Origin of the sequence: Hafnia alvei (assembly GCF_034424155.1) — a bacterium.
GTDB lineage: Bacteria > Pseudomonadota > Gammaproteobacteria > Enterobacterales > Enterobacteriaceae > Hafnia > Hafnia alvei.
Genome location: NZ_CP139992.1, coordinates 68,661 through 89,831 on the forward strand (window position 1 = coordinate 68,661; position 21,171 = coordinate 89,831).

20 protein-coding genes are annotated in these 21,171 nt (G+C 48.3%); 9 read left to right on the top strand and 11 right to left on the bottom strand.

What is annotated here, in order from left to right:
* Positions 1 to 21 precede the first annotated feature (21 nt).
* Genes rfaC through rfaD form a run of 3 tightly spaced genes read right to left on the bottom strand, consistent with a single transcriptional unit; the run spans position 22 to position 2,995 of the window.
* Positions 22 to 981, bottom strand: a complete 960-nt coding sequence (rfaC, locus tag U0008_RS00345) for a lipopolysaccharide heptosyltransferase RfaC (protein ID WP_043490089.1) — start codon at positions 979 to 981, stop codon at positions 22 to 24.
* Positions 981 to 2,030 carry an ADP-heptose--LPS heptosyltransferase RfaF gene (rfaF, locus tag U0008_RS00350; protein WP_025801502.1) on the bottom strand — a complete coding sequence of 350 codons (1,050 nt, stop codon included), beginning with the start codon at positions 2,028 to 2,030 and terminating at the stop codon, positions 981 to 983. Before rfaF ends, rfaC begins: the two co-directional genes overlap by 1 nt.
* Before the next feature lie 35 nt (positions 2,031 to 2,065).
* Positions 2,066 to 2,995 carry an ADP-glyceromanno-heptose 6-epimerase gene (gene rfaD, locus U0008_RS00355; RefSeq protein ID WP_025801501.1) on the bottom strand — a complete coding sequence of 310 codons (930 nt, stop codon included), beginning with the start codon at positions 2,993 to 2,995 and terminating at the stop codon, positions 2,066 to 2,068.
* Between the two features lie 309 nt (positions 2,996 to 3,304).
* On the opposite strand from rfaD, the gene kbl reads away from it, so the two are divergent.
* Together kbl and tdh are read left to right on the top strand one after the other, a co-directional pair.
* The gene (gene kbl / locus U0008_RS00360; RefSeq protein WP_043490096.1) at positions 3,305 to 4,501 is read left to right on the top strand and encodes a glycine C-acetyltransferase; all 1,197 of its coding nucleotides are present in this window, start codon (positions 3,305 to 3,307) and stop codon (positions 4,499 to 4,501) included.
* A gap of 13 nt (positions 4,502 to 4,514) precedes the next feature.
* Positions 4,515 to 5,540, top strand: coding sequence for an L-threonine 3-dehydrogenase (gene tdh / locus U0008_RS00365; protein WP_025801499.1), 1,026 nt, complete (start codon positions 4,515 to 4,517; stop codon positions 5,538 to 5,540).
* A gap of 41 nt (positions 5,541 to 5,581) precedes the next feature.
* On the opposite strand, the gene U0008_RS00370 is transcribed toward tdh, so the two are convergent.
* The 4 genes from U0008_RS00370 to gpmM all read right to left on the bottom strand — a co-directional run bounded on the left by U0008_RS00370 (position 5,582) and on the right by gpmM (position 11,162).
* On the bottom strand, positions 5,582 to 7,195 hold the full coding sequence (locus tag U0008_RS00370) for a phosphoethanolamine transferase (protein ID WP_043490099.1): 1,614 nt from the start codon (positions 7,193 to 7,195) through the stop codon (positions 5,582 to 5,584).
* Positions 7,196 to 7,270: 75 nt separating this feature from the next.
* Entirely contained in the window at positions 7,271 to 8,188 is a 918-nt protein-coding gene (locus U0008_RS00375; RefSeq protein ID WP_046449014.1) for a divergent polysaccharide deacetylase family protein, read from the bottom strand.
* Positions 8,189 to 8,246: 58 nt separating this feature from the next.
* Complete coding sequence (gene envC / locus U0008_RS00380; protein WP_043490103.1) at positions 8,247 to 9,608, bottom strand: murein hydrolase activator EnvC; 1,362 nt, start codon at positions 9,606 to 9,608, stop codon at positions 8,247 to 8,249.
* 9 nt (positions 9,609 to 9,617) lie between these two features.
* Positions 9,618 to 11,162 (bottom strand): 2,3-bisphosphoglycerate-independent phosphoglycerate mutase, encoded by a 1,545-nt coding sequence (gpmM, locus tag U0008_RS00385; protein ID WP_043490105.1) that lies wholly within the window; start codon positions 11,160 to 11,162, stop codon positions 9,618 to 9,620.
* Between the two features lie 386 nt (positions 11,163 to 11,548).
* Here gpmM and U0008_RS00390 point away from each other — a divergent pair, with 386 nt between their 5' ends.
* From U0008_RS00390 to cysE, 5 genes are all read left to right on the top strand, one after another.
* The gene (locus U0008_RS00390) at positions 11,549 to 11,980 is read left to right on the top strand and encodes a rhodanese-like domain-containing protein (RefSeq protein WP_040045304.1); all 432 of its coding nucleotides are present in this window, start codon (positions 11,549 to 11,551) and stop codon (positions 11,978 to 11,980) included.
* A 17-nt stretch (positions 11,981 to 11,997) separates the two neighbouring features.
* Complete coding sequence (grxC, locus tag U0008_RS00395; protein ID WP_025801494.1) at positions 11,998 to 12,246, top strand: glutaredoxin 3; 249 nt, start codon at positions 11,998 to 12,000, stop codon at positions 12,244 to 12,246.
* 62 nt (positions 12,247 to 12,308) lie between these two features.
* Entirely contained in the window at positions 12,309 to 12,782 is a 474-nt protein-coding gene (secB, locus tag U0008_RS00400) for a protein-export chaperone SecB (RefSeq protein ID WP_040045303.1), read from the top strand.
* Positions 12,782 to 13,801, top strand: a complete 1,020-nt coding sequence (gpsA, locus tag U0008_RS00405) for an NAD(P)H-dependent glycerol-3-phosphate dehydrogenase (RefSeq protein ID WP_040045226.1) — start codon at positions 12,782 to 12,784, stop codon at positions 13,799 to 13,801. The genes secB and gpsA overlap by 1 nt, the downstream gene beginning before the upstream one ends.
* Before the next feature lie 122 nt (positions 13,802 to 13,923).
* Complete coding sequence (cysE, locus tag U0008_RS00410; protein ID WP_040045225.1) at positions 13,924 to 14,745, top strand: serine O-acetyltransferase; 822 nt, start codon at positions 13,924 to 13,926, stop codon at positions 14,743 to 14,745.
* Positions 14,746 to 14,805: 60 nt separating this feature from the next.
* Here cysE and trmL read toward each other — a convergent pair whose 3' ends face one another.
* The 3 genes from trmL to cpxR are packed head-to-tail and all read right to left on the bottom strand — an operon-like array spanning position 14,806 to position 17,387.
* Entirely contained in the window at positions 14,806 to 15,279 is a 474-nt protein-coding gene (gene trmL, locus U0008_RS00415) for a tRNA (uridine(34)/cytosine(34)/5-carboxymethylaminomethyluridine(34)-2'-O)-methyltransferase TrmL (protein WP_040045302.1), read from the bottom strand.
* A 42-nt stretch (positions 15,280 to 15,321) separates the two neighbouring features.
* Positions 15,322 to 16,692, bottom strand: coding sequence for an envelope stress sensor histidine kinase CpxA (gene cpxA / locus U0008_RS00420; protein ID WP_025801489.1), 1,371 nt, complete (start codon positions 16,690 to 16,692; stop codon positions 15,322 to 15,324).
* Positions 16,689 to 17,387: an envelope stress response regulator transcription factor CpxR gene (gene cpxR, locus U0008_RS00425; RefSeq protein WP_025801488.1), complete on the bottom strand. Its 699-nt coding sequence runs from the start codon at positions 17,385 to 17,387 to the stop codon at positions 16,689 to 16,691. Before cpxR ends, cpxA begins: the two co-directional genes overlap by 4 nt.
* 151 nt (positions 17,388 to 17,538) lie before the next feature.
* Between cpxR and cpxP the strand changes: the two genes are divergently transcribed.
* Positions 17,539 to 18,012, top strand: a complete 474-nt coding sequence (cpxP, locus tag U0008_RS00430; protein ID WP_025801487.1) for a cell-envelope stress modulator CpxP — start codon at positions 17,539 to 17,541, stop codon at positions 18,010 to 18,012.
* Between the two features lie 82 nt (positions 18,013 to 18,094).
* Here cpxP and U0008_RS00435 read toward each other — a convergent pair whose 3' ends face one another.
* The gene (locus tag U0008_RS00435) at positions 18,095 to 19,822 is read right to left on the bottom strand and encodes an LTA synthase family protein (protein ID WP_043490108.1); all 1,728 of its coding nucleotides are present in this window, start codon (positions 19,820 to 19,822) and stop codon (positions 18,095 to 18,097) included.
* A gap of 332 nt (positions 19,823 to 20,154) precedes the next feature.
* Here U0008_RS00435 and fieF point away from each other — a divergent pair, with 332 nt between their 5' ends.
* Positions 20,155 to 21,057: a CDF family cation-efflux transporter FieF gene (gene fieF / locus U0008_RS00440; protein ID WP_025801485.1), complete on the top strand. Its 903-nt coding sequence runs from the start codon at positions 20,155 to 20,157 to the stop codon at positions 21,055 to 21,057.
* Positions 21,058 to 21,171: the final 114 nt, after the last annotated feature.

The window sequence follows — 21,171 nt, forward strand, 5'->3', positions numbered from 1 at the left end:
CCGAAGATAAAACAACTCTTATTAAATTTTAGCCAAGGCGTTAAATACAGTATTCGCTGACAAATTAGTTAATGATTTATCCTGAGAACAACACGCCACCTGATTTTCTCCATATCCTCCAATCAGCCCCGGATCGGTTGGACCATACAGCGTAATATTTGGTCGATCGAGTGCGGCTGCGAGATGGCTTAACCCAGTATCGACAGATACAACGGCCTTCGCCCCCGCCAATACTTCCGCCACCTGTTCTAACGATAAACGTGGCAGCACCTCTACATGACTGAAACCTTCAGCCAAGCGCTGAGCGCGTTGGTGCTCATGTTCCGCCCCCCAAGGTAATTTAATCTTCATTCCTGTAGGCTCAACCAGAGCAATAAGGTCACGCCAATGTTCTTCTGGCCAGTGCTTATCATCGCGTGTTGTTGCATGTAAGAACACGAAATACTGGCCGTTATCCGCTGGGAGATGACTGAGAAAGCGCTGAGAGATAGCGTAGTCCCCTCTGCTTTCTGGTTTTGTGTAGCCTAAGCTCAGTGCAAATAGCTCACGTGTTCTTTCGACCGCATGCATTTTTTTATTAATGCTATAGCGGTGATTGAAGAACCAGCTGGCGAATGGCTCACGAGCACTTTGACAGTCTTGTCCGTGGCGCGGGCCTTTTGCTATACGGGTGATTAACGCTGCGCTTTTTATCAGCCCCTGAGCATCAATGACGGCATCATAGGAGCGGCGCTGTACTTCTCGTTTGAAATCACAGCGTTCTTGACGTGTATTAGCACCAAACCAGTTCTTCCTCCAGCGGCGGATAGCCACTGGGATCACGCGATCGACCGCAGGATGCCAGCTTGGTATCTGCGCGAACCCTTCTTCTACCACCCAATCAAATTTAATACCTGGAATGGCATGCATAGCATCTGTCAGTGCTGGTAGCGTGTGCAGCACATCGCCCATCGATGAGGTTTTGACAATCAAGACATGCATTACTGCTGGGTATCCTTTGGTAATAACTCGTTCAATGCTTGCATAACAACATCAGGCTGAATATCGATCAGGCTCTGGTGATAGCCTTGATTGGCATCACCTTTGCGTATTTTGAGATAACCCGTAATCAGGCGGATAACTTTAGCTTTGTTTGACAGCGGCGGTGTGAAATCTGGGCTGCTAGGGCCATAAAGCGCGACTAATGGTTTATCAAGCGCGGCGGCTACGTGCATTAGGCCGGAGTCATTGGTCACAATCGCCTGACATGCCGCAATTAATATCACGGCTTGATCTAAGTTTGTTTGCCCTGCGACATTCAAACAATATTCGCGGGCGTCTTCAGTTAGCGCTTGGCAAATTTCTTCACCGGCTTCGTGGTCTTTGGCTGAGCCAAATAGAGCCACCTGATATCCTTGTTCAATCAGTTTTTGCGCTAACGCGGCATAGTGGTAGTGCGGCCATCTCTTCGCTGGGCCAAATTCAGCGCCAGGACAGAAACCAATAATTGGGCGGTGGTCTGTCAGATTAAACGCCGCCGCTGTTTCAGCAATTTCTTCATCTGAGACGCTGAGTGCTGGCCAAAGCAGTGGTTGAGGCAAATCTTTGGCAGATTTTATCTGCTGTGCCGGATAAGCCAATGCGACATACCGTTCAACCATTAACGGGAATGCGGCTTTATCGAGCTGGCGGACATCTGTCAGCAAGCCATAGCGCATTTCACCTTTCCAACCTGTTCTAGCCGGAATGCGTGCAAAGAAAGGGATTAACGCAGATTTAAACGAGTTTGGCAGTACGTAGGCACGATCATAGCCTTTATCACGCAGGCTTTTGCCTAAGTGGTAGCGCTCGCCCAGCGCGAAAGAACCATGCCCTAAGGGCATGGCGATCGCTTCGTTAACTTCTGGCATTCGCGCTAACAAAGGACGGCACCAGTTCGGTGCCATCACGTCAATTTTAGCGTCAGGATGTTCGGCCTTCAGGGTTCGATACAAGCTTTGCGACATCATCATATCGCCTACCCATGAAGGGCCGATAACCAGTATTTTCATACCGTGTTTCATTCCTTACGGTTGTGGAGCCGTGTTTAGGCTTTGTTATTCAGCCACGCAAGATATTCGCTCACGCCTTCAGCAACGGTTTTAAACGGCTTGTCATAGCCAGCCGCACGTAGTTTGGTGGTATCAGCTTTGGTGAAACCCTGATAGCGGCCTTTTAGTTTGTCTGGGAAAGGAATGTAGCTGATGCTGCCTTTCTGATGATAGGCAACAACCGCGTCAGCGACGGCTTGGAATGATTCAGCACGGCCAGTACCGCAGTTAAAGATGCCAGAGATACCTTTCTGCCAGAACCACAGGTTCACATCAGCAACGTCGCCTACATAGATGAAGTCACGTTTGAAGTCATCGCTGCCTTCAAACAGCTTTGGATCTTCGCCGTTGTTGATTTGGTTATTCAGATGGAATGCAACGCTTGCCATGCTGCCTTTATGACCTTCACGAGGACCATAAACGTTGAAGTAGCGGAAGCCACAGATCTGAGATTCTGCCTCTGGTAGGATCTGACGAACGTACTGATCGAACAGGAATTTGGAGTAGCCATAAACGTTTAATGGGCCTTCGAATTCGCGTTCTTCAGTGAATTGTTCAGTTAAGCCATAAGTGGCGGCAGAAGATGCGTACAAGAATGGGATCTGGCGTTCCAAACAGAAATGCAGCAGCTCTTTGGAGTACTGATAGTTGTTATCCATCATATACTTGCCATCCCATTCGGTCGTGGATGAGCATGCACCTTCATGGAAAACGGCTTCGATATCGCCGAAATCATCGCCAGCCACAACGCTGGCAATAAAGTCTTCTTTATCCATGTAGTCGGTAATTTCTAAATCGACCAAATTAACAAATTTAGTGCCATCTTTAAGGTTATCGACCACGAGAATGTCGCTGTAGCCTTTATTATTCAGTGCTTTAACGATGTTGCTGCCGATCATGCCAGCGCCGCCGGTTACAATAATCATGAGATTTACCTTTAAATAAACGAAACAGTGGCGCACAACGCCCCACGTTATATGACCTCATAATAGCATTTCATGCTTAAGCATTCAGCGTATAGGGCATGAATCTGAATCAAAAGCCCCTAAATTAGGCCTCATACTGTCATGAGTGGTGTATGGCGACTAATTCATAACTGAAAGTAATTATTTCCCGTAATCTGAAAACAGCGTGATATCTGCTGCATTTTTCACATTCTGTGAGTTACAAACTCGTTTCATTTGCAACAAGACAGTAATATGTTTCACAAACTTGCCCATCCAGGAGATAACACCATGTCTGCGGATTTTTACCAGCAGCTGACCCAGCAATTAGAAACGACCCGTTCCGAAGGTCTGTATAAAAATGAACGTATTATTACTTCTGCACAGCAGGCTGATATCGCGGTTGCAGATGGCCGCCATGTTATTAATTTCTGTGCAAACAACTACTTAGGTTTGGCTAACCACCCTGCATTGATCCAAGCAGCGAAAGAAGGCATGGATTCTCATGGTTTTGGTATGGCATCGGTGCGCTTTATCTGTGGCACGCAAGATAGCCACAAACAGCTAGAACAACGACTGGCTGATTTTTTAGGCATGGAAGACTCCATTTTATATTCTTCCTGCTTCGATGCTAACGGTGGGCTGTTCGAAACGCTGCTAGGTCCTGAAGATGCCATTATTTCTGATGCACTGAACCATGCTTCGATTATTGATGGCGTGCGTTTGTGTAAGGCTAAGCGCTATCGCTATGCTAATAACGATATGGCTGAATTGCGTGCCCAGTTAGAAATGGCGAAGGCCGATGGCGCTCGCCATATCATGATTGCGACCGACGGCGTGTTCTCAATGGATGGCGTTATTGCCGATCTGAAATCGGTGTGCGATTTAGCCGATGAGTATGGCGCGTTGGTGATGGTTGATGATTCCCATGCGGTTGGCTTCGTTGGCGAAAATGGCCGTGGCACTCATGAATACTGTGAAGTGATGGGGCGTGTAGACATCATCACCGGTACTTTAGGAAAAGCATTAGGCGGCGCATCCGGCGGCTATACCGCGGGCCGTAAAGAAGTGATCGAATGGCTGCGCCAGCGTTCGCGTCCTTATCTGTTCTCCAACTCTTTGGCGCCTGCCATCGTTGCTGCATCAATCAAAGTGCTTGAGTTACTGGCTGATGGTGATGAATTGCGCAACCGTCTGTGGAGCAACGCCCGTTTATTCCGTGAAAAAATGAGCGCTGCGGGCTTCACTTTAGCGGGTGCCGATCATGCCATTATCCCTGTGATGTTGGGTGATGCAAAATTGGCGCAAGAATTTGCCAATGAATTACTGAAAGAAGGCATCTATGTAACAGGATTCTTCTTCCCTGTTGTTCCTAAAGGTCAGGCGCGTATTCGTACCCAAATGTCTGCTGACCATACACCAGAACAAATTGAACGCGCAGTCGCGGCCTTTATTCGTATCGGCAAGCAGCTGGGTGTGATTGCCTAAGGAACTCATCGTTATGAAAGCATTGTCAAAACTGAAGGCGGAAGAAGGGATTTGGATGACCGATGTGCCTAAGCCAGAGCTTGGGCATAACGATATCATGATTAAAATCCGTAAAACGGCGATTTGTGGCACTGACGTCCATATTTACAACTGGGATGAATGGTCGCAAAAAACGATTCCTGTACCGATGGTCGTTGGGCATGAATACGTGGGCGAGATTGTTGCGATCGGGCAAGAAGTCACCGGCTACAAGATTGGTGAACGTGTTTCTGGTGAGGGGCATATTACCTGCGGTCACTGCCGTAATTGTCGCGGCGGACGTACGCATCTATGCCGAAATACCACGGGCGTGGGTGTTAACCGCACCGGCGCATTTGCTGAGTATTTAGTTATTCCGGCATTTAACGCGTTTAAAATCCCAGACAATATTCCTGATGAGTTAGCGGCCATATTTGATCCGTTTGGCAATGCTGTTCATACCGCGCTTTCATTCGATTTAGTGGGTGAAGACGTCTTAGTTTCCGGCGCGGGGCCGATTGGTATTATGGCGGCGGCGGTGTGCAAGCACGTTGGCGCGCGTAATGTCGTGATTACCGACGTGAACGAATATCGTCTGGATCTGGCTCGCAAAATGGGTGTGACTCGTGCAGTGAATGTGAGTAAAGAAAATCTCACGGATGTGATGAATGAACTGGGTATGACCGAAGGGTTTGATGTCGGTTTGGAGATGTCTGGAGCACCGCCAGCGTTCCGTGCGATGCTCAGTACCATGAATCACGGTGGCAAAATTGCGATGCTGGGGATCCCGCCATCAGATATGGCCATTGATTGGAATCAGGTGATTTTCAAAGGGCTGTTTATCAAGGGCATTTATGGCCGCGAGATGTTTGAAACATGGTACAAGATGGCTGCGTTGCTGCAATCAGGCTTGGATTTGAGCCCCATCATCACTCACCAGTTTGGTATCGATGATTTCCAAAAAGGCTTTGATGCTATGCGTTCAGGCCAATCAGGCAAGGTTGTTCTGAGCTGGGATTAAGATCCTCATATGAGCAAAAGCCCCGATCGGGGCTTTTTTTGTTAGTGAGATAGCGGCTCTTCAGCGGTTTTTCTCAGTTGGTGATAATCCAATTTCTCGTAGCGATTATCGAGAACGGAGGAATCACCTGCGAATTTATCAATGACGGCGTTAATATTGGCGAATGCCCCTCGCTGCGCATCGGTAACTCCTAGCCATGTTGCGATGAGAATATCATTGTAGCTGGTTGAGAAAACGGCGTTAACTTGCCCGGTTTCATCTTTATCTTGTCGCGCTAATGCTGGGCTATACCATATAAACATAGGTACATGATAAGCCTCTTGGCTGGGTGTAATACCGCCGTGGAAATAAGGTGCACTTTGTCTTGGATCTCGCTCTAACGCATGGTCAGAGAAATAAAGCACCGAAGCTTTATTTTGCTTCAATAAACTAAATACTTCGCCTAATAAACTATCCGTATATCGAACGGAGTTATCGTAGCAGGCGTCTATATCATTCGATTTATTAAATACGGTTTCGTTCGCGGGGTATCTTTTACATGCTGGCTCATGGCTACCATATAAGTGCAGAACGATAAGTTTTTTATCATGCGCTGGTGCCTGTAATGCTGTTTTTAGGTGAGGCAGCAGTTCTTTGTCATAGCCTTTAATATACAGCTTATCTTCGGCATTCATGGCAATGCCTGCAACGGAAGAACCATAGTTGCCAAAAGCCGTTTGTGCACTTAGCCACATGGTGTGGAAACCTGCTTGATTAGCGAGGTTAATGATATTGTCTGAATAGTTTGTAAGATTATGATTATGAATATTGTCTGCACTCAGCGCCATAGGTACAGCAACGGATGTAAATGGCACGCCGCTAATCGCTTGGTTAAACAGTTTTAAGTATGGTTTTTGTGCTTCTAGCTGAGGCGTAGTTGGCTTTTGGTAGCCGTAAATACTCATATTTTTAGCGCGTTCTGATTCGCCAATAATCAAAACGTAAGTATCAATACCCGTATCTTTAACGCTAAGACTATAGCGCGGTGCTGCTCCACTAATATTCTTCAAGATTTGGCTTTCTTGTATGGCTGTTAGGAAATAGCTCATGTTAAAGAAAGGCATGTAGGTTGTGAATCGGGCAGCAACTTTGAGCTCTGCTTTTGCACCTTCATTGACGGGGCGTTTTTGAACGAACTTAAAAGAGGAGATAAGTGCAATCGCACAGATAACAATCAGTAGAATTCCGGTTGTTTTTTTGGAGATCATTTTTCCCTGAGCAGGGCGAATTGCCAAAATAAACAAAACAAGTAATGCTAGGCAGATAATGACAAAGCGAATATAGACGCCAAGCATTGCAAACATCTCAATCGGATTACTTTCAAGCGTACTGGCAGCAAAGCCATCGTTAAAGGGTGTTTTGAAAGTAAACCAAGAGTAAAGGCTAAGGCTAATATCCGCGGAACAAAGAAACAGAAGCGGTAAGGCCAATATGATCCGCAAAGCCGTTAGCCGAATCGCTTTAAGAAATAATAACGATAGAGTGAACGTCACAATGCGGTAAGACATGTGGATATTAGGAGCCATCAGTATATTGATAATACTGAAAATAATTACGCTAATAATTAGCAGTAAATACTCTTTTCCAAAGAGTAAGAAGGGTGTTTTTTTATACATTTTGGTTTGGTAATTAATTCATAATCCGCAACACAACATTATGCCGGATTATGAATTAATTTAATACTGACGCAATTACAGCCAGTAATGCCAGCGGGCCTGTATGAATTTCACCGGAGCTGAATTTGCTACGCTGGTGCTAATGGCATCAAACATGGTGGTGGCGTACACCTTCTCTGGTGCTTTTTTGCTGATGCATTGTTTAACACCATGGAATGGGTTACGTGGTTTTTGCTGTGTTGGCAGCGGATTTTTATCTGGTACGGAAGCGCCATTAAGCAGTGAGCTAGGGCGAACCAACACAATATCTGCCGGTAACGACGGCAGCATTTGTTGTAATACGCGTACCGTTGATGGATGCGGATGGCCGATGGCTATTGCGGACCCACTTTTCCGTGCAATTTGAATGGCGCGGTTAAACTGTTGGCGGATAGCGGCTTCGTTTTGAGAATCATCCAGAAAGACTTTGCGCTTAATGACTTTTATCCCTGTACCGGCAGAAGCGTTTGTCACCTGACTATTGCCGATCGTCATGCTGTCGAGAAAATAAAGAAAATGATACTGCTCCAGTGTGCGCATAACTTTCTGCATGCCCTGCAGGTTTGACGTCATCAGGCTGCCCATATGGTTGTTCATCCCAACGGCATAAGGCACAGCGTTTACGGATTGGCGGATGATTCGCTGGATTTCAGCCTCGCTCATTGAGGGTTGTAATGTGTCTTTCTCTAGCGGCTGTTTGCTAATTGGCGCCATTGGCAGGTGGATCAGAATTTCGCGCCCCTGAGCATGCGCTTTGTTTGCCATTTCACGCGCATGAGGTGCGGTGGGCAAAACGGCAACGGAGATAGCTAAAGGCATCTGCAGGATTTTATTTTCTTCTTGTGGGCGATAGCCAAAATCGTCAATGACGATAGCTAATTTCCCTGCATAGGCAGATACCGTGCTACAGGTAAGAATCAGAAGTGCGGAGGTGACAGCATTGAAAAAGCGCAATGTGTTTTCCCTTGTTGTTGCAGGAGCGGTAACTGCGGGTGAATGAGGGCTCTTGGGGCTAACGTCCAAGCCACGGTAGTGGATTGACGGCTTGGCCTTGGCGGCGGATTTCAAAGTAAAGAGCAGGCTGGCCTTGGCCACCGCTATTACCGACCAGCGCGATAGGCTGTCCTGCGCGAACTTGTGCGCCGACGTTAACCAAAGCGCTTTGGTTATAGCCGTACAGACTCATATCGCCTTTGCCGTGTTCAACCACAACAACCAGACCATAACCTTGCAGCCAATCGGCAAGCAGTACGCGTCCATCTGCGATGGCTTTCACTTCACTGCCCTCGGATGCGGCAATCACCATCCCTTTCCAGCGCAGTTCGCCCTGTAGCGTTTCGCCGAAACTGTGAATAGTTCGGCCACGAACGGGCCACATTGCCTGACCATTGCCACGTCCTAAACCACCGGTGCGCGCTATCAATGAACGCTCGCTTTCCGTTGGTTTGTATTTATACGTCGTGCCTTTTTTCTTCGCCTGCTCTTCTTTGGCCTTCATTTGGGCTTGGAGCTTGGCGGCTTCGCGAGCTTCACGCTCGGCGCGAGCTTTCGCTTCACGCTCGGCTTTGGCGATTTGATCGCGCAGGCGCGATTCGTTCGCTTTCATTTCGGAGAGCTGTTGCTGATCTTTAGCCAGTGAGCTTTCCAATGCTGACAGGGTTTTTTGGCGCTGAGCTCGGGCTGACTCCAACTGCTGCTGCGCTTGCTGCTGGGTAACCAGAATCGCTTTTTGCTGATTCTGTGCTGCTTCCAGCTCTTTCTTTTCGCTGGCTAAGTCGGTGCGGGTTTGGTTTAGCTTATCGATATTTTTTTGGCGTGCTTCATTAAGATAACCAAAGTAAGCCAAAATACGCTCGCTGCGCTGGCTTTCTTCACCGCTCAGTAAAACCTGAATACCGGTATGTTTGCCTAAACGAAAAGCCATATCGAGCTGATGCTCGAGCAGCTTCAGGTGTTTGTTTTCTTGCGACTGAAGTTTTTTAATCGATGCGGTCAGCTTGGTAACGTTGGCACTTAGCGTTGCCAGTTCAGACTGCGTTTCTCGAAGAGAACGGCTCGCCTGAGCAATGATTTTTTCCTGCGCTTTAAGCTGATCTTGCAGCGAACTGCGTTGCTGTTGCTGTTGTTTGACGGCTTTTTCTTTTTCAGCAATGTTTTGCTGAATAGATTTTAGCTGCTGCTTGTTGTCATCAGCGGCCTGAATGGGGAATGAGGAAAACCATGCGCCAGCATAGATTACGCTGGCACACAGTATCGGTAACATGCGAAACGCTGCGGGAGTGGGCGATAAACGGGTGGGTTTATCGCCGATGTTTTTATCCGCTTTGAGCGCTAAGGCTACCTTTGATTCGTGAAATTGATCTTTTCCCCTCATGGGGATCGATTATTCCACGATGAACAGCGGCTTACCAGTCATCTCTTTAGGCACTTCCATGTCAATCATGGTCAGCATGGTCGCTGCGATGTCAGACAATTTACCGCCTTCAACGGCTTTAGCCGGTTTGCCAACGTAGATTAATGGCACTGGCAGGTTGGTGTGAGCGGTATACGCAGCACCTGTCACCTGATCGCGCATTAGCTCGGCGTTGCCGTGGTCCGCAGTGATCAGCAATTGGCCACCGACGTTTTGTACGGCTTCGACGACCTGACCGACACAGTGATCCAGCGTTTCAACGGCTTTTACTGCGGCATCGTAAATACCGGTGTGGCCAACCATGTCGCCGTTAGGGTAGTTACAGATAATCGCATCGTATTTACCGCTGTTGATAGCGCCAACCAGTTTTTCGGTCAGTTCAGCAGAGCTCATTTCTGGCTGCAGATCGTAAGTCGCCACTTTTGGCGAGTTGATCAGGATGCGGTCTTCGCCTTTGAACGGCTCTTCCACGCCACCGTTGTAGAAGAAGGTCACGTGAGCATATTTTTCAGTTTCAGAAATACGCAGCTGGGTTTTGTCATGCTTCATCAGCCATTCACCGAAGGTGTTTGCCAGTGAAGATGGTGGATAAGCACAAGCCGCTTTGATGTCAGCCGCATATTCAGTCAACATCACGAAGTTGCTGAAGTTAACCACTTTGTTGCGTTTGAAACCGTCAAAGTCAGCGTTAACGAAAGTGCGAGTGATTTGGCGAGCACGGTCAGCACGGAAGTTCATGAAGATCAGCGCATCGCCGTCGTTCATGGAGGCATCAGCTTCACCTGCCGCTTTGATAACAGTTGGTTTAACAAATTCGTCGTTTTCGTCGCGAGCGTAAGCCGCTTCAAGACCTGCAACCGCATTTTCTGCGGTGTATTCGCCTTTCGCTTCAGTCAGCAGGTCGTAAGCTAACTGAACGCGGTCCCAACGGTTATCTCGGTCCATTGCGTAGTAGCGACCAACTATGGACGCGATGCGGCCTTTGCCCAATTCGGCAAATTTCTCGGTGAATCGTTTCAGTGTATTTTCAGCACTACGCGGCGGGGTGTCGCGTCCATCCAAGAATGCGTGCAGGTAGATAGCTTCTGCGCCACGCTTGGCTGCCAATTCGACCATAGCAAGAATGTGTTCTTCGTGGCTATGAACGCCACCCGGAGACATCAGACCCATGATGTGAACGGCTTTACCCAGAGATACGGCTTTATCAACCGCACCGACCAAAACTTCATTGGCAAAGAAGTCGCCATCTTTGATTTCTTTGTCCAGACGGGTCAGATCTTGATAAACGATGCGGCCTGCGCCAAGGTTTACGTGACCAACTTCAGAGTTACCCATCTGGCCGTCAGGCAGACCTACGTCCAAACCGGAAGCAGAAATCAGGGTGTGCGGATACTCTTTCCACAGACGATCCATAACGGGACGTTTAGCGTTAAGAATCGCGTTATCTTGGGTTTCTTCGCGGTAACCATAACCGTCCAGAATTACCAGTACCATTGGTTTTTTGGCGCTCGACATTGCAACAACCTCGTTTCTTTATAAGTTCAAAGTTTGAGTTCAAAATACGTTCAAGTGTGAATAGCCGTTTAGGTTAAAACGGAATCACTCACACGCCCGCTGAGCGGTGCCTAAGCAAAGGCCGAATAACATACACGGCTATTTGCACTCAAAGTAGTGTAATTTTACTACAGTCTGTGGTGAATTGAGCGCAGAAAGATCAAATGATCGTTTCTGTACCTTGTTCCAAGCAGGTAAATCCTGTCTGAAACATAAAAAATTTCGGGTTATGCCGCAGATTCGTTTTTAGTAACAGGTCTTCTGGCTGTAATTGACGCACTGCGCAGGTATACTCTGACTCTTTGATTTTATCCCTTAACTGACGGGAGTAGTTACACCCCATGCAAATGCAAGAGATTATGCAATTTGTGAGTGCCCATCCCATACTTAGCGTAGCGTGGATTGTTCTGTTTGTAGCAGTGCTGGTCACCACCTTTAAAAGCCGTTTCTCCAAAGTAAAAGAAATTACTCGTGGTGAAGCCACTCTTCTGATTAACAAAGAAGATGCCGTTGTTGTTGATACCCGTACTCGCGAAGATTTTCGCAAGGGTCATCTGGCAAACTCTCTGAATCTAACGCCTAGCGACCTGAAAAATGGCAGCTTTGGTGAGTTAGAGAAACATAAAACTCAGCCAGTTATCGTGGTTTGCGCCAATGGCATGAGCTCTCGTGAATCGGGTGAGCATTTAGTGAAAGCGGGCTTTGAGCGCGTTTATACGCTGAAAGACGGTATCGCAGGCTGGAGCGGTGAGAATCTGCCTTTAGCTCGCGGCAAATAATCTGCAAGGAATTCATCATGGCAAACATTGAGATCTATACCAAAGCGACCTGTCCTTTCTGTCATCGCGCGAAAGCGCTATTGCAGTCAAAAGGCGCTCAGTTTAATGAAATTGCTATTGATAACGACCCGAAAAAGCGTGAAGAAATGATTGAGCGCAGTGGTCGTACAACCGTGCCACAGATTTTTATTGATGGGCAGCACATTGGTGGCTGTGACGATTTACACGCGCTGGATGCAAAAGGCGGCCTCGACCCGTTGCTGTAATCCGTGCGGTATTCGCCCCATAATTCCCATTTATGGATATTAACTTAAAAGGTATTAACGCTATGTCAGAACAAAACAACTCAGAGATGTCTTTCCAGATCCAACGTGTTTACACCAAAGATATCTCTTTCGAAGCTCCAAATGCGCCGGCTGTATTCCAGAAAGATTGGCAGCCAGAAGTTAAACTGGATCTGGACACTGCATCCACTCAACTGGCTGACGGCGTGTTTGAAGTGGTGCTGCGCGTAACGGTAACGGCAACTTTGGGCGAAGAAACTGCATTCCTGTGTGAAGTTCAGCAGGCAGGTATCTTCACTATTTCTGGCATCGAAGGAACTCAGATGGCGCATTGTCTGGGTGCTTATTGCCCGAACATCCTGTTCCCGTATGCACGCGAATGCATCACTAGCCTGGTTTCTCGTGGTACTTTCCCACAGTTGAACCTAGCTCCAGTGAACTTCGACGCACTGTTCATGAATTATTTGCAGCAGGCTGAAGGCGCAGAAGGTGCTGAACCGCAGCCTCAGGATGCCTAATGAATAACCCTACGGCTTCAATGACCGTCATCGGTGCTGGCTCGTACGGCACCGCTTTGGCAATTACGCTGGCGCGTAATGGGCATCAAGTGGTGTTATGGGGTCACGACCCTAAACATATCAAAGCACTGGATGCCGCGCGCTGTAATCAGGCATTTCTGCCTGATGTTCCTTTCCCTGATACGCTGACGCTGGAAACCGATCTTGCGAAGGCAATGGCTGCAAGCCGTGATGTGCTGGTCGTTGTACCGAGCCATGTGTTTGGTGAAGTGCTGCGTCAACTGAAGCCATTCCTGCGTACTGATTCACGAATCGTTTGGGCAACCAAGGGATTAGAAGCAGAAACAGGTCGTTTGCTACAAGATGTTGCTCGTGAAGCGCTTGGTCCTGATATTCCTTTAGCTACGCTGTCAGGCCCGACGTTTGCCAAAGAGTTGGCGGCAGGCTTGCCTACGGCAATTGCGCTGTCATCTACCGACGCACAGTTCACCGACGATTTACAGCAGCTATTACACTGCGGCAAAAGCTTCCGTGTTTATAGCAATCCTGATTTCATCGGTGTACAGCTAGGTGGTGCGGTAAAAAACGTGATTGCCATTGGTGCAGGCATGTCTGACGGCATCGGCTTTGGTGCAAACGCCAGAACTGCGTTGATCACGCGTGGACTGACCGAAATGAGTCGTCTTGGTGTTGCGCTGGGTGCCGATCCAACCACCTTTATGGGGATGTCTGGATTGGGTGACTTAGTGCTGACCTGTACTGACAACCAGTCTCGTAACCGCCGTTTTGGGATTATGTTGGGGCAGGGCGTTGGCGTGCAGGAAGCGCAGGATAAGATTGGCCAAGTGGTTGAAGGCTATCGAAATACCAAAGAAGTGATGGCCTTGGCCCAACGCTTTGGTGTGGAGATGCCTATCACTGAGCAAATCTATCAGGTGCTTTATTGCCATAAAGATGCTCGTGAAGCGGCGTTGACGCTGTTAGGCCGAGCACGCAAAGACGAAAAAACCAGCCGTTAGAGATCAAGTTTTTAACATCAAGGCTTGACCATGCTACGGCTGGTCTGATTAATTGTTGTCTGAATTATAACTATAGCTGATATAGTAACGGCAGCAATTAAATTGATTGAAGGGAGTGTTGTATGTCGATAGAAGAACTAGAACAAATCTGGCAATGCATCAAAACCGAGGCGCGTGGTTTAGCCGAGTGTGAGCCGATGCTGGCTAGCTTCTATCACGCAACACTCCTTAAGCATGAAAATTTGGGCAGTGCACTGAGCTATATTCTGGCGAATAAACTGGCCAATGCCATTATGCCAGCGATTGCTATTCGCGAAGTGGTGGAAGAGGCGTATCGCGCCGACACCAATATGACCGACTACGCGGCACGCGATATTCTCGCGGTTCGCCAGCGAGATCCTGCGGTAGATAAATACTCCACGCCATTGCTTTACCTGAAAGGTTTTCATGCCTTGCAGGCCTACCGAATTGGTCATTGGCTGTGGTCGCAAGATCGCAAAGCGCTGGCTATTTACCTGCAAAATCAAATCTCGGTTGTTTTTGGCGTTGATATTCATCCTGCGGCGCGAATTGGTTGTGGGATCATGCTCGATCATGCGACGGGTATTGTGATCGGCGAAACGGCCGTGGTTGAAAACGACGTGTCTATTCTGCAATCCGTGACGCTAGGTGGTACGGGTAAAGAAGGGGGCGATCGTCATCCGAAGATCCGTGAAGGCGTTATGATCGGCGCGGGTGCTAAAATTCTGGGTAATATCGAAGTGGGTCGCGGAGCCAAGATTGGTGCAGGTTCAGTGGTTCTACATCCTATTCCTGCTCATACCACGGCGGCGGGTGTGCCTGCGCGCATCGTGGGGCGTCCTGAAAGTGAAAAACCGTCCATGGATATGGATCAGTTGTTTAACGGTTCACACGATGGTTTTGAGTTCGGCGACGGAATTTAACGGCAGGTTCATTTCATTCTACGGGGCAGACACTCGCCTGCCTCGCATATCACAGTAAACTTACTCTTTGAGCAAAGCACCTTCGTAGCCTAATTGGCGCCATGCTTCGTAAACCACCACTGAAACTGCGTTAGACAGGTTCATGCTGCGGCTGCTAGCAAGCATCGGGATGCGGATCTTCTGCTGTGCAGGAAGTGCATCCAAAATGTAGGCGGGTAGGCCACGTGTTTCTGGGCCAAATACCAAATAATCTCCGGCCTGATAGCTCACAGCGCTGTGCGCTGGAGTCCCTTTAGTGGTCAATGCAAATAGGCGTTCTGGTTTTTCGCTATCGAGAAATGCTTGATAGTCATGGTGTTTCTTCAGCGTAGCAAATTCGTGATAGTCCAAACCTGCGCGGCGTAAGCGTTTGTCATCCCATGTGAAGCCTAAAGGCTCAATGAGGTGCAAGCTAAAGCCAGTATTGGCGCAAAGACGGATGATATTGCCGGTATTCGGTGGGATTTCAGGTTCAAATAAAACGATATTAAGCATGTGATGCGCCCCCAAGGTCAGGGGGCGCATTATACTCCAAACTTATCGCGTATAAAGCGGAAGCCAAAGTGTCAGGCGTAAACCACCCAATGGGCTGTCTTCGGCTTTCACCCAGCCGTTATGCTGTTCAACAACGGTTTCTACGATGGCGAGTCCCAAGCCGGTTCCTCCTGACTCGCGATCGCGCGCTTCATCGGTGCGGTAGAACGGCCGGAAAATTTGCTCACGATCTTCTGGAGCAACGCCCGGACCATCATCATCAACATGGATAGTGATGCCCTGATTGTCGCAGCTAAACGTCACCGCAATTTGATGGTGAGAGTAACGTAGCGCGTTACGCACGATATTTTCAACCGCGCTATCCAGAGCTGCATGGCTGCCAAATAACGGCCAAGGTCCCGGAGGGCTGATGATCTCTAACGTTTTCCCAACCTGCTCAGCCTCAAACTTCGCGTTGTCTAACACGTCATCCCAAAGCTCATCGGCTTTCAAATGCTCGCGTTCTAGCTCGGTTTTATGCTGATTGCGTGATAACGCCAACAGGTCGTTAATCATGCTGTCGAGGCGATGCGCCTCCATCTCAATGCGTGAAAGCTCGTTGTATTCACCGTGGCGACGACGCATCAGCGCAGTGGCAAGCTGCAAGCGCGTGAGCGGCGTTCTTAGCTCATGCGAAATATCAGAGATCAAACGCTGCTGTGCATTAACCATACGCTCAAGCGCGCTAACCATTTGGTTAAAGCTGGCGCCTGTGGCTAAGAATTCCTGTGGGCCAGCCTCGAGTTCTGGATGCTGTTTAAGGTTACCGCTGGCAACATCATCGGCGGCGTTTTTAAGCTTACGAGCGGGGCTTGCGAGGCTCCATGCGAGCCAAAGCAGCAATGGTGAGCTGATAAGCATGGTGACAAGTAGCAGCAACAGCGGTCGGTCAAACATCAGGTTGATGAAATCAGACTGAGGGCTGCTTGCTGGGCGAACCAGATAGAGCTGATAGTTATCTTCGCCATCACGAATAGGAAATGGCCCGAGCATTTCAAGTCGGCCATATTTTTTCTTTTTCGGCTGGTCTGCGTTATCAGACTGGCCGATAAAGTTACGTACAATCTGCATTTCATTGCGTTGAGCGCCAATAACGCGCCCTTCGCTTGTCACCAGCAGAAGGCGTTGACCCGGAGGTGACCATTTATCAATGGCGCGGAACAAACGACGCCACCACATCAAGTCATTCGCCGGATCAACAGCTAGCTCTGCTTCTACGTGCTGCTCCAGCATAATGCCTTGACGGCGTTCACTGTCCAGTAATGAGGTTAGCTGGCGCGAGTCGAGCTTTGGCAGCATGAGCACCACCATTAGAACTAACGCCAGCGTTAACCAGAAAATGGCAAAGATACGTGCCGTAAGGCTATTAATCATGAAACAGACACCATCAGATAACCGCGACCACGCAGCGTTTTGAACCAAGGCTGACCATCTTTACGTTCTGGCAGCTTACGGCGCAGGTTAGAAATATGCATATCAATCGCGCGGTCAAAAGGTGTCAGGCGTTTGCCGAGCACTTCTTGGCTTAAATGTTCACGTGACACCACCTGACCCAAATGCTGTGCCAGCAAATAGAGCAAGGTAAATTCAGTGCCGGTGAGCTCTAAGGTTTCCCCATCAAAGCTGGCTTCCTGACGCCCAGGATTGAGCAGCAGGTGATCCACTTCCAGCGTTGGCGCATTGCTTTCGTTACTTTGCTGCTGTTCGTTCCAGTTGGAGCGACGCAGAATGGCACGAATACGCGCAACCAGTTCACGATCGTTAAATGGTTTTGGCAGATAGTCATCTGCACCAAGCTCAAGACCCAATACGCGGTCCAGTTCGCTGCCGCGAGCCGTGAGCATAATTACCGGCGTTTGATGATGCTGACGCACTTCTTTCAAAGTATCGATACCGTTTTTCTTTGGCATCATTACGTCGAGCAATAATAGATCAATGCTGGAATCTAAAAGTTCCAGAGCCTGTTCGCCATCGTGCGCTACCACGACGCTAAAACCTTCTAAATCAAGCAGTTCTTGCAACAGTGACGTCAGTTCGCGATCGTCATCAACCAGTAAAATTTTATTCATAGGTGTTTACCTCCTGACGCAAAATACGACAACAAGTGCCGCTATTCCATGACTTTACTTAGTTTTACATGCACTGACGCTAGTTTTCAGGCCCCGAGTTACACTGATTCTCGTTGATTCACATAAGCGAGCCAAAGCAAAGGAGTAGATGATGCGTAAAGTAACCTCGTTAGCCATGACTTTGATGCTTGCGATGGCCTCTACCGCAGCATTTGCCGATGGCACTCAACAAAACGGTATGTTGTATCAAAGTATGGATCATAACCGCATGTTTGACGGTGTGAATCTTACCGAACATCAGCGCCAACAAATGCGCGATTTGATGCAACTAGCGCGACACGATTTACCCCGCGTTGATATAGCGGAGGCTGAAGCCATGCATAATCTGGTAACGGCAGAAAAGTTCGATGAAGCCGCAGTGCGGCAGTTAGCCGAAAAAATGGCTCAGGAGAGTATAAACCGTCAGGTTGAAATGGCGAAAATTCGCAACCAGATGTACAACCTGCTGACTCCCGAGCAAAAGGCCCAGTTAAATGAGCGTTACCAGCAACGCATTGCCAGTTGGCAGCAGCAGGTAGCGACCATGCAGAATACTTCAGCCCTGAAGTTAGGTACGAAAGAGTAGCACCCTGTTTTTCCTTGCCATAGACACCATCCCTGTCTTCCCCACCTTACGGTGGGGTTTTTTTTGTCTAAATTTTTGAGGGTTATGGAGCGCTGTGTCTTGATGCCGCGTGTAGTTCCCCGTAGATATAGTTCTTATAGCTCCCCACGAGTTTTTGGTCGGCGCAGTCGTTGAGTTCACCTTTGCAAAGGTGGCGCATTTCGATATTTGCGCGATAAAACGGCGAAACGTTTAAATTGGCATGTTCTAAAACCATCCCACCTAGGAAGGCAATATCCGTCATTCGCCCTAAATCGGTAACGGCTGGCGAGTTGGTGTTATCACGCAGACTAAATTGGGTTAAATGCATCGGGTCTGACAGCGTGGTGGTGTAGCCATTGGCCCAATCAATAGCAGGCTGGTGATCGCCAAAATGCATAAAAATGGTCGGTTTCTGGCGTGTATCAACAAAGTGGAAGAAATCCGCTAGTGCGGCATCAGATGTCTTTATTTTTTCCACATAGTGGCTGAACTCACCAGCAGAACCACTATTTTTTACGTAGTTTGCTAGATGATAATCGTCGCTGTGCTTTTCATCATAAGGACCGTGTTCATACATGGTTAACGCATATATAAACAGCGGTTTATCTGTCTTTTTCGACATGATTTGCTTGACGTATTTCAACATGTCGGCGGTGCTGATGTGCCAAAGGTTATCCTCAAGTTTACCGGGATATCCCAGTTCTTGTGGCTGAAGGATTTGGTCGATTCCCATCTCGTGGTAGGCATGGCCTGCGTTATAGGCTGATTTATTAAATGGTGTAAGCACGATGGTGTAATAACCATTGTTTTTCATCTGCTGAAATAAACTGTCATTAACGTGGTCGACAGCAGAATAGAAAACGGAGTTTTTCATGGCACCAAAATCATCGCTGCGTAAGCCGGTTAACAGGGCGAATTCAGATAGCCACGTACCGCCACCAAATGTTTGTACGCGCATTGGCGTATGTGCTTTTACGTTACCGCCATGCTCAAACATGGTGAGACTTGGTATCATTTTCGGATCGGGTACCGAATAGAGTCGAGGATCGACCGTAGACTCTTGTAGCAAGACGATGATATCTGGATGTTGGCTGTTGCTAGCGGCGTGGAGATTTAACGCAGCGGCTCGCTGTTTAAAATATTCGGCAGTTTCGCCGCTAAAAGTGGGAGGCTCATAGCCAACTTCACTGGCTGACATCACAAGGTTTGAAACAACGCCAGTTCCCCCTGGAAGCGTTGTGGCCCAAACGTGCTGATACTGTGTGACACACAGCGCGACCAATGCCCCACCGACAACGATCATTCCTGCCCCGGACCACCATACGCGACCGTTGGTCTTGCGCTGGGCTGCACGCCATGTCACAACCACCGTGGCCACTATCCATACCAGCAACCCGAATATGGCCAGCCCTGCTGAAGGGTAATGCAGCAGCGTGGCAGTATTGGAAGGATCGGCAGCCAGATAGATGTCAGGAAACATTAAATGGTCTTTGTAATAGTGGACTTTTAGCTGGTTAATAAACTGCAGCACGATAACCAAAAGGCTACTGATCGATAGGGCAAATAGGGCTCTGCCTGAAAGCAAATAGAAAAAGCCGACAGTGAAAATAAATGCACTGAATGCGGCGACTGCCGGATAGACGGCCGATGGCGTATTGCCTCCAAGGATGACAATTGCAACGATGACTAAAAGCAGGCTGTATGACCATGTTTTAGGGCTTTGCTTAACTTGGTTTAACGTTGAACTCTTTGACTGCTGGCTTGATGCGGGTGAGCGAAAATGGCCCATGATGATCTATGCCTCAGGCGATTTAATTTCATAGAAGAGCACATCATGTTGCTGCGTCATTCAATGGCATGTAAATCAGTATGATTAAAAGCTGCTCAAATATCGGTGGTTGCCGATTTTGCGGATATGGCCGTCTGGGTGATAACAATTGATGCGGCAAATTAAGATGATCGAAGTGAGAGAGTTGGTCAAGCTGTCGCCGAGCAGATATATCTTTCCAAACGTAACATGGCATGATGCTAATCCGACGTGAACCGCGTCATTTTCCAACAGGCTTTTTTTTGTCATTAATTCGCTATACTGAACAGCCCTAATCGTTAAAGGAAATTTTCATGGACCAGCAGTATGCACGGTTAGTCAAAACCGCTGCGCTGGGAGCCACGGTAACTGCCACCGCTCTCCTTATTATTAAAACGCTTGCCTGGTGGCATACTGGCTCGGTGAGCCTATTGGCGTCGCTGGTGGATTCTGTGGTTGATATCGCAGCCTCGTTGACAAACCTGTTTGTGGTTCGCTATTCCCTTCAGCCTGCGGATGAAGAACACACGTTTGGTCACGGTAAAGCCGAATCGCTGGCCGCGCTGGCTCAAAGTATGTTTATTTCTGGCTCTGCGCTGTTTTTGTTCCTTACTGGGTTTCAGCACCTTATCAATCCAGAGCCGATGACCGATCCCGGCCTAGGGATTGGAGTCACCATTATCGCTTTAGCCTGTACGATGGTGTTGGTCACTTTCCAGCGTTGGGTAGTGCGTAAAACGCGTAGTCAGGCAGTGCGTGCCGATATGCTGCATTATCAGTCCGACGTGATGATGAACGGCGCGATTCTTATTTCTCTGGGGCTGAGCTGGTATGGCTTTACTCGCGCAGACTCCCTATTTGCCCTGGGAATTGGGGTTTATATCTTGTATAGCGCGCTGCGTATGGGATATGAAGCCGTACAGTCTTTGTTGGATCGGGCGTTGGACGACGATGAAAGACAAGCGATCATTGATATTGTGCACGCATGGCCGGGCGTTAGCGGCGTGCATGATCTAAGAACCCGTCAATCTGGGCCGACTCGTTTTATTCAGTTACATATTGAGATGGACGATAACCTGCCTTTAATTCAGGCTCATGGCATTGCTGAACAAGTTGAGCAGGCGATTTTGCGACGTTTCCCTGGTTCAGACGTGATTATCCATCAAGACCCCTGTTCGGTGGTGCCTGATGGGCAAAAAGGGCATTGGGAGCTCTAATCACGGCTAAACTATAAGAAATAATGTTATTAGTGTGGTGGGTTTCTAAATTTATTCTTTAAGTGCTTGGGAATTTTTTTACCACAAACTAGACTGACCTGAATCAATTCAGCT